Origin of the sequence: Shigella dysenteriae, assembly GCF_022354085.1 — a bacterium.
Classification (GTDB): Bacteria; Pseudomonadota; Gammaproteobacteria; order Enterobacterales; family Enterobacteriaceae; genus Escherichia; species Escherichia coli.
Genome location: NZ_CP055055.1, coordinates 1,322,801 through 1,338,597, shown reverse-complemented (window position 1 = coordinate 1,338,597; position 15,797 = coordinate 1,322,801). Strand labels below are relative to the sequence as shown.

The window sequence follows — 15,797 nt, the reverse complement described above, 5'->3', positions numbered from 1 at the left end:
GATAACACATGAGTGAAGGACCAGGCGGGCCACAGGGAGCGACCGCAGGCGGTACGCTGGCAATGCGAATGCTGTCACAGCAGGCGATGGTCGCCAGCCAGATGAAACGGGCAGCCAACGACAAAGCCATTGCACAGATGCTGGCATCAAAAAAGTCTGGCCCCCCCGCCGCCAGGCTGGGCGATGAAATTCAGCACAAGAGTTTTTTGGGGGCGCTGGCAGGGGCCGTGCTGGGGGCGATAGTGACCATCGCAGAAGGTTGCCTGATTATGGCCGCCTGTGCCACCGGCCCTTATGCGCTGGTTCTGGTGCCTGCGCTGATGTATGCCAGCTATAAGGCGAGTGATTATGTGGAGGAGAAACAGAACCAGCTTGAATCATGGATAAACAGCTTTTGTGACACGGACGGCGCCATCAATACCGGTTCTGAAAACGTAAAAATTAACGGAAAGCCAGCAGCCCGTGCAGCCGTCACCCTTCCCCCTCCTCCCCCACCTGGAGCAATACCTGAAGTCCCACAGGGGGAACCCTCATGGGGTGATATTGCCACTGACCTGCTTGAATCGGCAGCGGAAAAAGCAGTACCACTGGCGAAGGCCTGGGGGAACGCTGTTATCACCCTGACGGACAGCAATGCCAGTTTTATGGATCGCGTCAGTGCAGGCGCATCGCTTCTGTTTCCCAGCGGCCCGGTATTAATGGAATTTGCCACGATGGTGGGCGGGCGTGGCGAAATCAAAAAAGATGTGGATTTCCCGGAAGCCGGTGAGGACACGGCGCTCTGCGACAAGGAGAACAAACCACCGAGAATAGCCCAGGGCAGCAGCAACGTCTTTATCAACAATCAGCCTGCCGCGCGTCAGGGGGACAAACTGGAGTGCAGTGCGGCGATCGTGGAAGGTTCGCCGGACGTCTTTATTGGGGGTGAGCAGGTCACCTATCTGGATATCCAGCCGGAGTTCCCGCCATGGCAGAGAATGATCCTGGGAGGAATAACGATAGCCAGCTATCTTCTGCCGCCAGCAGGACTGCTGGGAAAACTGGGGAATCTGGCGAAACTGGGCAAACTGGGAAACCTGCTGGGGAAAAGCGGGAAGCTGCTGGGGGCAAAGCTCGGCGCGTTGCTGGGGAAAACAGGTAAGTCGTTAAAAAGTATTGCCAATAAAGTCATCAGATGGGTAACAGATCCTGTCGATCCGGTAACCGGCGCGTACTGCGACGAACGTACCGACTTCACCCTGGGCCAGACCCTCCCCCTCTCCTTCACCCGTTTCCACAGTTCGGTACTGCCACTGCATGGCCTGACGGGCGTGGGCTGGAGCGACTCCTGGAGCGAATACGCCTGGGTGCGTGAACAGGGAAACCGGGTGGATATCATCAGCCAGGGAGCCACGCTGAGATTTGCCTTCGACGGTGACAGTGATACGGCGGTTAACCCGTATCACGCCCAGTACATTCTGCGCCGCCGCGATGATTATCTGGAGCTGTTCGACAGGGATGCACTGAGCAGCCGCTTCTTTTATGACGCCTTTCCGGGAATGCGTCTGCGCCACCCGGTGACTGACGATACCAGCGATGACCGCCTGGCACACAGCCCCGCAGACCGGATGTACATGCTGGGCGGGATGAGCGACACCGCCAGCAACCGCATCACGTTTGAGCGCGACAGCCAGTACCGGATCACGGGTGTCAGTCACACCGACGGGATCCGGCTTAAACTGACGTACCACGCCAGCGGCTACCTGAAAGCCATTCACCGCACGGATAACGGCATACAGACGCTGGCGACCTACGAACAGGATGCGCGGGGGCGGCTGACAGAAGCGGATGCGCGGCTGGACTACCACCTGTTTTATGAGTACGACGCTGCGGACCGGATCATCCGCTGGTCCGATAACGACCAGACGTGGAGCCGTTTCACCTACGATGCACAGGGCCGGTGCGTGACCGTCACCGGGGCGGAGGGCTATTACAACGCCACGCTGGACTATGGGGACGACTGCACCACCGTGACGGACGGCAAGGGCACTCACCGTTATTACTATGATCCTGACGGCAATATTCTGCGGGAAGAAGCGCCGGACGGCAGTACCACCACGTATGAATGGGATGAATTCCATCACCTGCTGGCCCGCCACTCCCCTGCCGGGCGGGTGGAGAAGTTTGAATACAACGCCGCACACGGTCAGTTAAGCCGTTACACGGCGGCAGACGGCGCGGAGTGGCAGTACTGCTATGATGAGCGCGGCCTGCTCAGCAACATCACCGACCCTGCCGGGCAGACGTGGACGCAGCAGTGTGATGAACGCGGCCTGCCGGTAAGTCTGGTGTCGCCACAGGGCGAAGAGACCCGGCTGGCGTACACGCCGCAGGGGCTGCTGTCGGGGATATTCCGCCAGGATGAACGGCGTCTGGGCATAGAGTACGACCACCACAACCGGCCGGAAACACTCACCGACGTGATGGGCCGTGAACACCACACCGAATACAGCGGTCACGACCTGCCGGTGAAGATGCGCGGCCCCGGCGGTCAGTCAGTGCGGTTGCAGTGGCAGCAGCACCATAAACTGAGCGGCCTTGAGCGGGCAGGAACCGGCGCAGAAGGATTCCGCTACGACCGCCACGGCAACCTGCTGGCGTACACGGACGGTAACGGCGTTGTCTGGACAATGGAATACGGCCCGTTTGATTTGCCGGTGGCGCGAACGGACGGTGAAGGCCATCGCTGGCAGTACCGCTACGATAAAGACACGCTGCAACTGACAGAAGTCATTAACCCGCAGGGCGAGTCTTATCTTTATATTCTGGACAACTGTGGCCGGGTGACGGAAGAACGTGACTGGGGCGGCGTGGTCTGTCGTTACCGTTATGACGCTGATGGCCTGTGTACCGCCAGGGTCAACGGCCTGGAGGAAACTATCCTCTACAGCCGGGACGCCGCAGGCCGCCTGGCAGAAATCATCACGCCGGAAGGCAAAACGCAGTATGCGTATGACAAATCCGGCAGGCTGACGGGTATCTTCAGCCCGGACGGCACATCACAGCGCACCGGCTATGACGAACGCGGGCGGGTGAATGTCACCACTCAGGGCCGACGGGCCATTGAATACCACTACCCCGACGAACACACCGTCATCCGCTGTATCCTGCCACCGGAAGATGAACGCGACAGACACCCCGATGAATCCCTGCTGAAAACCACGTACCGTTATAACGCCGCCGGAGAACTGACGGAGGTCATTCTGCCGGGGGATGAGACGCTGACGTTCAGCCGTGATGAGGCGGGACGTGAAGTGCTCCGGCACAGTAACCGGGGTTTTGCCTGTGAGCAGGGCTGGAATGCAGCCGGCCAGCTTACCAGCCAGCGCGCCGGACTTTTCCCGGAGGAAGCCACGTGGGGCGGGCTGCTCCCCTCACTGGTACGGGAGTACCGTTACGACAGCGCGGGCAATGTGTCGGCTGTCACCAGCCGGGAAGATTACGGACGGGAAACACGGCGGGAATACCGGCTGGACCGGAACGGTCAGGTCACGGCGGTGACAGCCTCAGGCACCGGGCTGGGCTATGGCGAAGGCGATGAGTCCTATGGCTATGACAGTTGTGGCTACCTGAAGGCGCAGTCTGCGGGCAGGCACCGGATAAGTGAAGAGACTGACCAGTATGCCGGAGGCCACCGGCTGAAACAGGCCGGAAACACGCAGTATGACTATGACGCCGCAGGCCGGATGGTCAGCCGGACAAAACACCGTGACGGCTACCGCCCGGAAACAGAGCGGTTCCGGTGGGACAGCCGTGACCAGATGTCCGGGTATTGCAGCGCACAGGGTGAGCAGTGGGAATACCGCTACGACGCCAGCGGCAGGCGGACGGAAAAATGCTGCCGGCAAAAAGCCATCCGCATTACATATCTGTGGGACGGCGACAGTATTGCGGAAATCCGGGAATACCGCGATGATGAACTGTACAGCGTACGGCACCTGGTGTTTAACGGCTTTGAGCTGATAAGCCAGCAGTTCAGCCGGGTACGGCAGCCGCACCCGTCCGTGGCCCCGCAGTGGGTGACGCGGACGAATCACGCGGTGAGCGACCCGACGGGCCGCCCGCTGATGCTCTTTAACAGTGAAGGCAAGACGGTCTGGCGACCGGGACAGACCAGCCTGTGGGGGCTGGCACTCAGCCTGCCCGCAGACACCGACGACCCGGACCCGCGCGGGGAACTGGACGCGGAAGCCGACCCCGGCCTGCTGTATGCAGGACAGTGGCAGGATACGGAATCCGGGCTGTGCTATAACCGGTTCCGGTATTACGAGCCGGAAACCGGAATGTACCTGGTGAGTGATCCGCTGGGGTTGCAGGGAGGGGAGCAGACTTACCGGTATGTGCCGAATCCTTGTGGGTATATCGATCCTTTGGGGCTGGCTATATGTCAGTTAGCCCGCTGGACGAAATGGGGGAGTGAGCAAAGCAACATATCTGATGTTTTGAACTCATTAGGGAATAGAGCACTTAAATATGCTAATGGTGATTGGATAAAATCAGAGGCTGCATTCAATAAATACATAAACATGATAAATAAAAGACTAGAATTAACAGGTAGTAAATTTAGAGTTGAGATTCAACCAGCCATAAAAAATGGAGAGCGAGTTCCTGCGACAACGAATGGACCATTTAAAGTAAATGGTAAGTGGACATCCGGCACTCATTATACAGGTGGTTCCAAACGTCTAGATGCCGGTATTATTGATATCACATCTCCTACAAACCAATATGGATTACATCCAGTTATTGAAGGATTTGATATAACACTTAATAAAACAAAACCATCAGCAGTGGATATATATTCAGATGTGTTTGGTGGGATTGATATTAACGACATTCGGTTATAAAACAATAAGGCGGCAATATGAAAGAGATTGATTTATTATATGAAAATATTTATCAGCTTTTAATTAAACCTTACCTACTCGATCTTTCTAGCCAGTCTGGAAAAAAAATAGAAGTAAATTACACATGCAAAATAAAAGATGCTGCTGATGAAATAAAGGGTAGTATGATTTTTAATGATGTAGATGGTAAACAAAAAGCAACTTGCACTATCAGGGTGTTAATACTAAAAACATTTCACGATGGTCGTTATAGATTTGTAATTGAATCTGTGATTTATGATTTAATTAATAATTACAGTGGATTTATTTTAACGGGGAGATTGTTTTGGCAAGGGGAAGGTTTTGGCCATGAATTATTCCCCGTGACAAACAAATATAATGCTTGGAGATGGAAAAATAAAAAAATAATAGATATTTCTTGGTAAGGAAAATATTCCCCGAAAGAGGCCACATGGGGAATACTGCTCCCCTCACTGGTACGGGAGTACCGTTACGACAGCGCGGGTAACGTATCAGGCGTCACCAGCCGGGAAGATTACGGACGGGAAACACAGCGGGAGTACCGGCTTGACCGGAACGGCCAGGTCACGGCGGTGACAGCCTCAGGCACCGGACTGGGCTATGGCGAAGGCGATGAGTCCTATGGCTATGACAGTTGTGGCTACCTGAAGGCGCAGTCTGCGGGCGGGCACCGGATAAGTGAAGAGACTGACCAGTATGCCGGAGGCCACCGGCTGAAACAGGCCGGAAACACGCAGTATGACTATGACGCCGCAGGCCGGATGGTCAGCCGCACCAGACACCGTGACGGCTATCGCCCGGAAACAGAGCGGTTCCGGTGGGACAGCCGGGACCAGCTGACCGGGTATTGCAGCGCACAGGGTGAGCAGTGGGAATACCGCCACGACGCCAGCGGCAGACGAACAGAGAAACGCTGCGACCGGAAGAAAATCCGCTTCACGTACCTGTGGGACGGCGACAGTATTGCGGAAATCCGGGAATACCGCGATGATGAACTGTACAGCGTACGGCACCTGGTGTTTAACGGCTTTGAGCTGATAAGCCAGCAGTTCAGCCGGGTACGGCAGCCGCACCCGTCCGTGGCTCCGCAGTGGGTGACGCGGACGAATCATGCGGTGAGCGACCTGACGGGCCGCCCGCTGATGCTCTTTAACAGTGAAGGTAAAACCGTCTGGCGACCGGGACAGACCAGCCTGTGGGGGCTGGCACTCAGTCTGCCCGCAGACACCGGCTACCCGGACCCGCGCGGGGAACTGGACCCGGAAGCCGACCCCGGCCTGCTGTATGCAGGACAGTGGCAGGATACGGAATCCGGGCTGTGCTATAACCGGTTCCGGTATTACGAGCCGGAAACCGGAATGTACCTGGTGAGTGATCCGCTGGGGTTGCTGGGGGGTAAGCAGACTTACCGGTATGTGCCGAATCCACTGGGGTATATTGATCCGCTGGGGCTGGCAAAAACTTCTGTTCCCGCAGAAAAAATAAGCCTTTCGGATAAAGCAAGAGATCTTTTTAGACAAGGAAAAGTAAGAGAAGCATTAGATGTTCATTATGAGGATCTTGTACGAAGAAAGCTTGGTGGTATATCTCAAGAAATTGCCGGGCGTGAATATGATGTTGTTACTGACAAGATCATAGCGCAGGTCAAGAGGACTTATAGCTCTATAGATAATCCAAAAAACTTCTTAAGTAAGTCTACTCGGACACAAATTAAGAAGACAATTGAGCTGGCTGAAGAACAGGGGAAAGAGGCTCAGTTTTGGTTTAAATATGGAGTAAGCCCTAAAGTAAGAGAATATATAGAAAGCAAAGGTGGGAAAGTTATATTGGGTATGGGGAATTAACATGTCAAGATATATACTTATTAGAGGTTGGTTTGAGTGCGACTTTGAACAAGTAAAAAAAATAAAAGAAGCTAATGAAGAATTTTTCAAACATTCTGAAAAATATTTATTACCAGAAAACACGAAACGACTTTATTTAAATGGGTGGTGTTACCCAGAATATCCTATCAACTGGGTTAGCGTTATTTCCTTAGGTGTTAATATAAATCAAATTGCATTTGATTATATAAAAGACATGATTGTAAATGTTTCAAGAACTGAAAGATTGGATGGTTATTTTCGTGTGAATGATGATGAAGATAATTTATTCTTAGAATGGATTGTAAAAGATGGTTATTTAGAGGAAATAATTTTGTCTGGTTCATAAATTCATCTTCTTTGTTGAGAAGATTAACTGCCTAGGTGAAATTATCCTCTATGACCGGGACGCTGCAGGCCACCTGGCAGAAGTCATCACGCAGGAAGACAAGTCGCTGTATCCCTTTGAAAAATCCGGCAGGCTAATGGGCATCTTCAGCCCAGGCGGCACATCACAGCGAATTTGAAGGCAAATGCGAAAATTAGTGATCTTGAAGTTCATACAGTATTGGTAAAAACAGGCGAAGCTTTTCCAATGTGTAAGAATTTTCAAATTTCAATATTTGGCGCTGTTGTTACAAGCGGGTGATTATATGTGTGAATTAATTAATGAAGCATCAAAATATGGGAAAGTCAATGTAAGAAAGATGGACATTGATTTGTGTTGTAAAAAAATAGAGGAAGAAGGGTATTCTGTTTTCGTTGCGTTCTATGATTTTATAAAAAAATATGGCGGTTTATATGGCTTTCATTCAGCTTACAAAGACACCACTATAAGTGAGGCTTTTTTTATAGATCCAGAAAGGGCCTCTAATCGCATTTTTATAGAAAGAGTCAATGATTATATTGAGAGAGCTGGTTACAATATGATTCCTGTTGGCGAGTGCAGTAATGGTCATATCACATTATTATATGGGGAAAATAATGTGATATATGGCGGCTTGGATGATTATCTTTGGAAGTATGGGGATAATTTATCTTCATCAATTGATATATTGATTAATGGCAAGGAGGCAGTTGAAATTCCGTAAGGCCAACTTGATATGACACCTGGCACACAACCCCGACGACCGGATGTATATGCTGGGCGGGATGAGTGACACCTCCAGCAACCGCATCACGTTTGAGCGCGACAGCCAGTACCGGATCACAGGTGTCAGTCACACCGACGGGATCCGGCTTAAACTGACGTACCACGCCAGCGGCTACCTGAAAGCCATTCACCGCACGGGTAACGGCATACAGACGCAGGGAAAGATCATCAGAAGTACACTTTTTGTACTAAATAATTCGCATTTTATGTTTAAAATTTGAGATATTTCTCATTACCTGAAACTGTTTTTTAATGCTTATACATGATCAAATACTCCTTACATAATTAAGGAGAACAAAATGGAACTTAAAAAATTGATGGAACATATTTCTATTATCCCCGATTACAGACAAGCCTGGAAAGTGGAACATAAATTATCGGATATTCTACTGTTGACTATTTGTGCCGTTATTTCTGGTGCAGAGGGTTGGGAAGATATAGAGGATTTTGGTGAAACACATCTCGATTTTTTGAAGCAATATGGTGATTTTGAAAATGGTATTCCTGTTCACGATACCATTGCCAGAGTTGTATCCTGTATCAGTCCTGCAAAATTTCATGAGTGCTTTATTAACTGGATGCGTGACTGCCATTCTTCAGATGATAAAGACGTCATTGCAATTGATGGAAAAACGCTCCGGCACTCTTATGACAAGAGTCGCCGCAGGGGAGCGATTCATGTCATTAGTGCGTTCTCAACAATGCACAGTCTGGTCATCGGACAGATCAAGACGGATGAGAAATCTAATGAGATTACAGCTATCCCAGAACTTCTTAACATGCTGGATATTAAAGGAAAAATCATCACAACTGATGCGATGGGTTGCCAGAAAGATATTGCAGAGAAGATACAAAAACAGGGAGGTGATTATTTATTCGCGGTAAAAGGAAACCAGGGGCGGCTAAATAAAGCCTTTGAGGAAAAATTTCCGCTGAAAGAATTAAATAATCCAGAGCATGACAGTTACGCAATTAGTGAAAAGAGTCACGGCAGAGAAGAAATCCGTCTTCATATTGTTTGCGATGTCCCTGATGAACTTATTGATTTCACGTTTGCATGGAAAGGACTGAAGAAATTATGCGTGGCAGTCTCCTTTCGGTTAATAATAGCAGAACAAAAGAAAGAGCCAAAAATGACGGTCAGATATTATATCAGTTCTGCTGATTTAACCGCAGAGAAGTTCGCCACAGCAATCCGAAACCACTGGCACGTGGAGAATAAGCTGCACTGGCGTCTGGACGTGGTAATGAATGAAGACGACTGCAAAATAAGAAGAGGAAATGCAGCAGAATTATTTTCAGGGATACGGCACATTGCTATTAATATTTTGACGAATGATAAGGTATTCAAGGCAGGGTTAAGACGTAAGATGCGAAAAGCAGCCATGGACAGAAACTATCTGGCGTCAGTCCTTGCGGGGAGCGGGCTTTCGTAATCTTGCCCTGCCTGCTCACCTCCAGGCACTTCCACTACATCATGACCTGATCGGTGCCACCACTCCTCTTCACTATGACGTTAACCTCCCCTCCTTGACACCACGCTTTTGTCTACATTCTACGCAAACGGCAACTTTTATAACCAGTGTAAAAATAACGTGCCGCAATAGTCATACCTATTAATGGTAAAAAGCTGTCACAATTCATAAAAAACCTTAATATACGCCACCCTAAACATAACCAGCGTTAATGTAAGGTTTTTGTGTGGACTGGCTTCTTGATGTTTTTGCTACCTGGCTCTACGGCTTAAAAGTAATCGCGATAACGTTAGCGGTCATCATGTTCATCAGCGGGCTGGACGATTTTTTTATTGATGTCGTCTACTGGGTACGCCGCATTAAACGCAAGTTGAGTGTTTATCGCCGCTACCCGCGAATGAGTTACCGCGAACTGTATAAACCAGATGAAAAACCGTTAGCGATTATGGTTCCGGCGTGGAATGAAACGGGCGTCATCGGCAATATGGCCGAGCTGGCGGCGACCACGCTCGACTACGAAAACTATCATATCTTTGTTGGCACCTACCCCAACGACCCGGACACTCAGCGTGATGTTGACGAAGTGTGCGCTCGCTTCCCGAATGTGCATAAGGTAGTCTGCGCGCGTCCTGGCCCCACCAGCAAAGCCGACTGTCTGAACAACGTGCTGGACGCCATCACCCAGTTTGAGCGTAGCGCCAATTTCGCATTTGCTGGTTTTATTCTGCATGACGCCGAAGATGTGATTTCACCGATGGAATTGCGTCTGTTCAACTATCTGGTCGAGCGTAAAGATCTGATTCAGATCCCGGTATACCCATTCGAACGCGAATGGACGCACTTCACCAGCATGACTTACATTGATGAGTTTTCAGAACTGCATGGCAAAGATGTTCCGGTGCGTGAAGCCCTCGCCGGACAAGTACCCAGCGCAGGCGTCGGCACCTGTTTCAGCCGCCGCGCCGTGACCGCTCTGTTAGCTGATGGTGACGGTATTGCTTTCGACGTGCAAAGTCTTACTGAAGATTACGACATTGGCTTCCGCCTGAAAGAAAAAGGTATGACGGAAATTTTTGTCCGTTTTCCGGTGGTGGATGAAGCCAAAGAACGCGAGCAGCGTAAATTTTTACAGCACGCACGGACGTCAAACATGATCTGCGTGCGCGAATATTTCCCCGATACCTTTTCGACTGCGGTTCGACAAAAATCCCGCTGGATCATCGGCATTGTTTTCCAGGGCTTTAAAACCCATAAATGGACCTCCAGCCTGACGCTGAACTACTTTCTCTGGCGCGACCGCAAAGGGGCAATCAGTAACTTTGTCAGCTTCCTCGCGATGCTGGTGATGATCCAGCTTTTGCTGTTGCTGGCGTATGAAAGTTTGTGGCCCGATGCCTGGCATTTCCTTTCTATTTTTAGCGGCAGCGCATGGTTAATGACCCTGCTGTGGCTAAACTTTGGCTTGATGGTTAACCGCATCGTGCAGCGGGTGATTTTCGTCACTGGCTACTACGGCCTCACGCAGGGGCTACTATCTGTCCTGCGTCTTTTCTGGGGCAACCTGATTAACTTCATGGCCAACTGGCGCGCGTTAAAACAGGTACTTCAACACGGCGATCCACGTCGCGTCGCGTGGGATAAAACAACGCATGACTTCCCCAGCGTCACTGGCGATACCCGCTCGTTGCGCCCGTTAGGTCAAATTCTGCTGGAAAATCAGGTCATCACTGAAGAACAGCTCGATACAGCACTGCGTAATCGCGTCGAAGGTCTACGCCTGGGCGGTTCAATGCTGATGCAGGGGCTGATTAGCGCCGAGCAGCTGGCACAGGCGCTGGCAGAGCAAAACGGCGTGGCGTGGGAATCCATCGATGCCTGGCAGATCCCGTCCTCGCTGATTGCCGAAATGCCAGCCTCCGTGGCGCTGCATTATGCAGTGCTGCCGCTGCGTCTGGAAAATGATGTGTTAATTGTCGGCAGTGAAGATGGTATTGACCCGGTTTCGCTGGCGGCCCTGACGCGTAAAGTCGGACGCAAAGTGCGTTACGTCATTGTTCTGCGGGGACAAATTGTCACGGGGTTACGTCACTGGTATGCACGCCGACGCGGTCACGATCCGCGGGCAATGTTGTACAATGCGGTTCAGCATCAGTGGCTCACGGAACAGCAGGCCGGTGAAATCTGGCGGCAATATGTGCCGCATCAGTTCCTGTTCGCCGAAATACTGACCACGCTCGGTCATATTAATCGTTCAGCAATTAACGTGTTGTTATTGCGCCATGAACGCAGTTCTCTGCCGCTCGGCAAGTTTTTGGTCACCGAAGGCGTTATCAGCCAGGAAACGTTGGATCGCGTCCTGACAATTCAACGCGAATTACAAGTTTCGATGCAATCACTATTACTCAAAGCAGGTTTAAACACAGAACAGGTTGCGCAACTGGAGTCCGAAAATGAAGGAGAATAACCTTAATCGCGTCATCGGATGGTCTGGTTTACTGCTGACGTCTTTATTGAGTACCAGCGCACTCGCAGACAATATCGGCACCAGCGCAGAAGAGCTGGGGCTGAGCGATTATCGCCATTTTGTTATTTATCCCCGTCTCGATAAGGCGCTGAAGGCACAGAAAAATAACGACGAAGCAACCGCCATCCGCGAATTTGAATATATACACCAGCAGGTGCCGGATAATATTCCGCTGACTTTATACCTTGCGGAAGCCTATCGCCATTTTGGTCATGATGACCGGGCGCGGCTGTTGCTTGAGGATCAACTGAAACGTCACCCAGGAGATGCCCGACTTGAGCGCAGTCTGGCGGCTATTCCAGTTGAAGTGAAAAGCGTTACGACAGTTGAAGAACTGCTTGCCCAGCAAAAAGCGTGCGATGCTGCGCCGACCCTGCGTTGTCGCAGTGAAGTCGGGCAGAATGCCCTGCGGCTGGCACAGTTACCTGTCGCCAGAGCGCAACTGAACGATGCGACGTTTGCTGCATCGCCGGAAGGAAAAACGCTGCGAACCGATCTGCTGCAACGGGCAATCTACCTGAAACAATGGTCCCAGGCAGATACGCTATACAATGAAGCACGCCAACAGAACACATTAAGCGCGGCAGAACGCCGTCAGTGGTTTGACGTGCTTCTTGCCGGGCAGCTGGACGATCGGATCCTGGCGCTGCAATCACAGGGGATCTTCACCGATCCGCAGTCATATATTACTTACGCGACCGCGCTGGCTTATCGTGGCGAAAAAGCACGCCTCCAGCATTATCTCATTGAAAATAAGCCGCTGTTTACCACAGACGCACAAGAGAAAAGTTGGCTCTATCTGTTATCTAAATACAGCGCCAACCCCGTTCAGGCATTGGCGAATTATACGGTGCAGTTTGCCGATAACCGCCAGTATGTTGTTGGCGCGACGCTACCGGTGCTGTTAAAAGAAGGTCAGTACGACGCAGCGCAAAAACTGCTCGCCACCCTCCCCGCCAATGAAATGCTTGAGGAGCGTTATGCTGTCAGCGTGGCGACCCGTAACAAGGCTGAAGCTCTGCGTCTGGCACGCTTGCTGTATCAGCAAGAACCGGCAAATCTTACCCGCCTGGATCAACTAACCTGGCAACTGATGCAGAACGAGCAGTCACGGGAAGCTGCCGATTTATTGCTGCAACGCTATCCTTTCCAGGGCGATGCGCGTATCAGCCAGACTTTAATGGCGCGACTGGCGTCTCTGCTGGAAAGTCATCCTTACCTGGCAACGCCGGCGAAGGTGGCGATTTTATCGAAACCCTTACCGCTGGCGGCGCAACGTCAGTGGCAAAGTCAGTTGCCGGGTATTGCAGATAATTGCCCGGCAATAGTTCGCTTGCTGGGCGATATGTCGCCTTCCTACGATGCCGCCGCCTGGAACCGTCTGGCAAAGTGTTATCGGGACACGCTACCCGGTGTGGCGTTGTATGCATGGCTTCAGGCCGAACAACGACAACCTAGCGCCTGGCAACATCGTGCGGTAGCCTATCAGGCGTATCAGGTTGAGGACTACGCCACCGCACTGGCGGCCTGGCAGAAAATCAGTCTTCACGACATGAGCAATGAGGATCTGCTTGCTGCTGCCAATACCGCCCAGGCGGCAGGAAATGGTGCGGCTCGCGATCGCTGGCTACAACAGGCAGAAAAACGTGGACTGGGAAGCAATGCGCTCTACTGGTGGCTGCATGCGCAACGTTACATTCCTGGTCAGCCGGAACTCGCACTGAACGATCTCACGCGCTCAATCAATATTGCGCCTTCTGCCAACGCTTACGTTGCGCGGGCGACAATTTATCGCCAACGTCATAATGTCCCGGCCGCGGTGAGTGATTTGCGCGCCGCGCTGGAACTGGAACCGAATAATAGCAACACCCAGGCAGCGCTTGGTTACGCCTTGTGGGATAGCGGTGATATCGCACAGTCGCGGGAAATGCTCGAACAGGCGCATAAAGGGCTACCGGACGATCCGGCACTGATCCGACAACTGGCCTATGTGAACCAGCGTCTGGATGACATGCCTGCGACGCAGCACTACGCCCGGCTGGTGATTGATGACATTGATAATCAGGCGCTGATAACCCCACTGACCCCAGAGCAAAATCAGCAACGCTTCAATTTCCGCCGTCTGCATGAGGAGGTCGGTCGCCGCTGGACGTTCAGTTTCGATTCTTCCATCGGCTTGCGTTCCGGCGCAATGAGTACCGCTAACAATAATGTTGGCGGCGCAGCGCCAGGGAAAAGCTATCGTAGCTACGGGCAACTGGAAGCCGAATACCGCATCGGACGCAATATGCTGCTGGAAGGCGACCTGCTTTCAGTTTATAGCCGCGTCTTTGCCGATACCGGAGAAAACGGGGTGATGATGCCGGTGAAAAATCCGATGTCCGGCATCGGTCTGCGCTGGAAGCCGCTGCGCGATCAGATCTTTTTCCTCGCCGTCGAACAGCAGTTGCCGCTGAACGGGCAAAATGGCGCATCCGATACCATGCTGCGCGCCAGCGCCTCATTCTTTAATGGCGGCAAATACAGCGACGAATGGCACCCGAACGGTTCAGGCTGGTTTGCCCAAAACCTGTACCTCGATGCGGCGCAATATATCCGCCAGGATATTCAGGCGTGGACGGCAGATTATCGCGTCAGCTGGCATCAGAAGGTAGCTAACGGACAGACTATTGAGCCTTACGCTCACGTTCAGGACAACGGCTATCGTGATAAAGGCACTCAGGGCGCGCAGCTTGGCGGTGTCGGGGTCCGCTGGAATATTTGGACCGGCGAGACGCACTACGACGCCTGGCCGCACAAAGTCAGTCTCGGCGTCGAGTATCAACATACCTTTAAGGCGATTAATCAACGTAACGGAGAGCGCAACAACGCGTTTCTCACCATTGGAGTGCACTGGTAAATGCGTAAGTTCATTTTCGTATTGCTGACACTGCTTTTGGTCAGCCCTTTTTCCTTTGCGATGAAAGGTATTATCTGGCAACCACAAAACCGAGATAGTCAGGTTACCGATACCCAGTGGCAGGGGCTGATGAGTCAGTTACGTTTGCAAGGCTTCGATACCCTGGTTTTGCAATGGACCCGTTACGGCGATGCATTTACCCAGCCAGAACAGCGCACGTTATTGTTTAAGCGGGCCGCAGCTGCGCAACAGGCTGGCCTGAAGCTGATTGTCGGGCTGAACGCCGATCCGGAATTTTTTATGCACCAGAAACAGTCGTCTGCAGCGCTGGAAAGCTATCTTAACCGCCTGCTGGCTGCCGATCTCCAGCAAGCCAGATTATGGAGTGCCGTACCTAGCGTAACGCCGGATGGCTGGTACATCAGCGCGGAAATTGACGACCTGAACTGGCGCAGCGAAGCCGCCCGTCAACCTTTGCTAACATGGTTAAACAACGCGCAGCGGCTGATTAGCGATGTTTCAGCAAAACCGGTTTATATCAGTAGTTTTTTCGCCGGAAACATGTCGCCAGATGGCTATCGCCAACTGCTGGAACACGTAAAAGCAACCGGCGTTAATGTCTGGGTACAGGATGGCAGCGGCGTGGATAAACTTACCGCTGAACAGCGTGAACGTTATCTACAGGCCAGCGCCGATTGCCAAAACTCCGCCCCAGCAAGCGGCATTGTTTATGAACTGTTTGTCGCCGGCAAAGGCAAAACCTTTACAGCGAAACCGAAACCGGACGCAGAAATTGCCTCGCTGTTAGCGAAACGTTCCTCTTGCGGTAAAGACACTCTCTATTTCTCTCTGCGCTATTTGCCCGTCGCGCACGGCATTCTCGAGTATTAAATCTCCTCCAGGTAAGTCGGGTACGACCTGGCTTACCTCTTTCGCTCTCGTCAGAATTCCATCAAGATTAATTGCTAAAAAGCGTG

At 51.8% G+C, this 15,797-nt stretch carries 8 protein-coding genes and 3 pseudogenes; all 11 read left to right on the top strand.

The window, feature by feature from the left end:
• Nucleotides 1–8 precede the first annotated feature (8 nt).
• The 11 genes and pseudogenes from HUZ68_RS06245 to HUZ68_RS06205 all read left to right on the top strand — a co-directional run bounded on the left by HUZ68_RS06245 (nt 9) and on the right by HUZ68_RS06205 (nt 15,711).
• Nucleotides 9–4,886: an RHS repeat-associated core domain-containing protein gene (locus HUZ68_RS06245; protein ID WP_187208200.1), complete on the top strand. Its 4,878-nt coding sequence runs from the start codon at nt 9–11 to the stop codon at nt 4,884–4,886.
• Between the two features lie 17 nt (nt 4,887–4,903).
• The gene (locus HUZ68_RS06240) at nt 4,904–5,311 is read left to right on the top strand and encodes a hypothetical protein (protein WP_000658319.1); all 408 of its coding nucleotides are present in this window, start codon (nt 4,904–4,906) and stop codon (nt 5,309–5,311) included.
• Between the two features lie 12 nt (nt 5,312–5,323).
• Nucleotides 5,324–6,751 (top strand): annotated as a pseudogene (locus HUZ68_RS06235) (restriction endonuclease fold toxin); the annotation flags it as partial.
• Between the two features lies 1 nt (nt 6,752).
• On the top strand, nt 6,753–7,118 hold the full coding sequence (locus HUZ68_RS06230) for a hypothetical protein (RefSeq protein ID WP_033815379.1): 366 nt from the start codon (nt 6,753–6,755) through the stop codon (nt 7,116–7,118).
• Nucleotides 7,119–7,137: 19 nt separating this feature from the next.
• Nucleotides 7,138–7,290: pseudogene (locus HUZ68_RS25125) on the top strand (hypothetical protein); the annotation flags it as partial.
• Between the two features lie 132 nt (nt 7,291–7,422).
• A complete protein-coding gene (locus HUZ68_RS06225) occupies nt 7,423–7,860 on the top strand; it encodes an SUKH-3 domain-containing protein (protein WP_033815380.1) in 438 nt (145 codons plus the stop codon).
• Nucleotides 7,861–7,879: 19 nt separating this feature from the next.
• Nucleotides 7,880–8,077, top strand: a pseudogene (locus HUZ68_RS25120) (RHS repeat domain-containing protein); the annotation flags it as partial.
• 144 nt (nt 8,078–8,221) lie between these two features.
• On the top strand, nt 8,222–9,358 hold the full coding sequence (locus HUZ68_RS06220) for an ISAs1-like element ISEc1 family transposase (protein ID WP_223051452.1): 1,137 nt from the start codon (nt 8,222–8,224) through the stop codon (nt 9,356–9,358).
• Between the two features lie 265 nt (nt 9,359–9,623).
• A complete protein-coding gene (gene nfrB / locus HUZ68_RS06215; RefSeq protein ID WP_000383936.1) occupies nt 9,624–11,861 on the top strand; it encodes a cyclic di-3',5'-guanylate-activated glycosyltransferase NfrB in 2,238 nt (745 codons plus the stop codon).
• The gene (nfrA, locus tag HUZ68_RS06210) at nt 11,848–14,820 is read left to right on the top strand and encodes a bacteriophage adsorption protein NfrA (protein ID WP_033815240.1); all 2,973 of its coding nucleotides are present in this window, start codon (nt 11,848–11,850) and stop codon (nt 14,818–14,820) included. Before nfrB ends, nfrA begins: the two co-directional genes overlap by 14 nt.
• On the top strand, nt 14,821–15,711 hold the full coding sequence (locus HUZ68_RS06205) for a DUF4434 family protein (RefSeq protein ID WP_239594070.1): 891 nt from the start codon (nt 14,821–14,823) through the stop codon (nt 15,709–15,711). It begins immediately after the preceding gene.
• The last annotated feature ends 86 nt before the right edge of the window (nt 15,712–15,797 follow it).

What these genes read in the sequence shown, in the direction of transcription:
- HUZ68_RS06245 (WP_187208200.1), top strand. Translation starts at nt 9, where the DNA reads ATGAGTGAAGGACCAGGCGGGCCACAGGGAGCGACCGCAGGCGGTACG.
- HUZ68_RS06240 (WP_000658319.1), top strand. Translation starts at nt 4,904, where the DNA reads ATGAAAGAGATTGATTTATTATATGAAAATATTTATCAGCTTTTAATT.
- HUZ68_RS06230 (WP_033815379.1), top strand. Translation starts at nt 6,753, where the DNA reads ATGTCAAGATATATACTTATTAGAGGTTGGTTTGAGTGCGACTTTGAA.
- HUZ68_RS06225 (WP_033815380.1), top strand. Translation starts at nt 7,423, where the DNA reads ATGTGTGAATTAATTAATGAAGCATCAAAATATGGGAAAGTCAATGTA.
- HUZ68_RS06220 (WP_223051452.1), top strand. Translation starts at nt 8,222, where the DNA reads ATGGAACTTAAAAAATTGATGGAACATATTTCTATTATCCCCGATTAC.
- nfrA (WP_033815240.1), top strand. Translation starts at nt 11,848, where the DNA reads ATGAAGGAGAATAACCTTAATCGCGTCATCGGATGGTCTGGTTTACTG.
- HUZ68_RS06205 (WP_239594070.1), top strand. Translation starts at nt 14,821, where the DNA reads ATGCGTAAGTTCATTTTCGTATTGCTGACACTGCTTTTGGTCAGCCCT.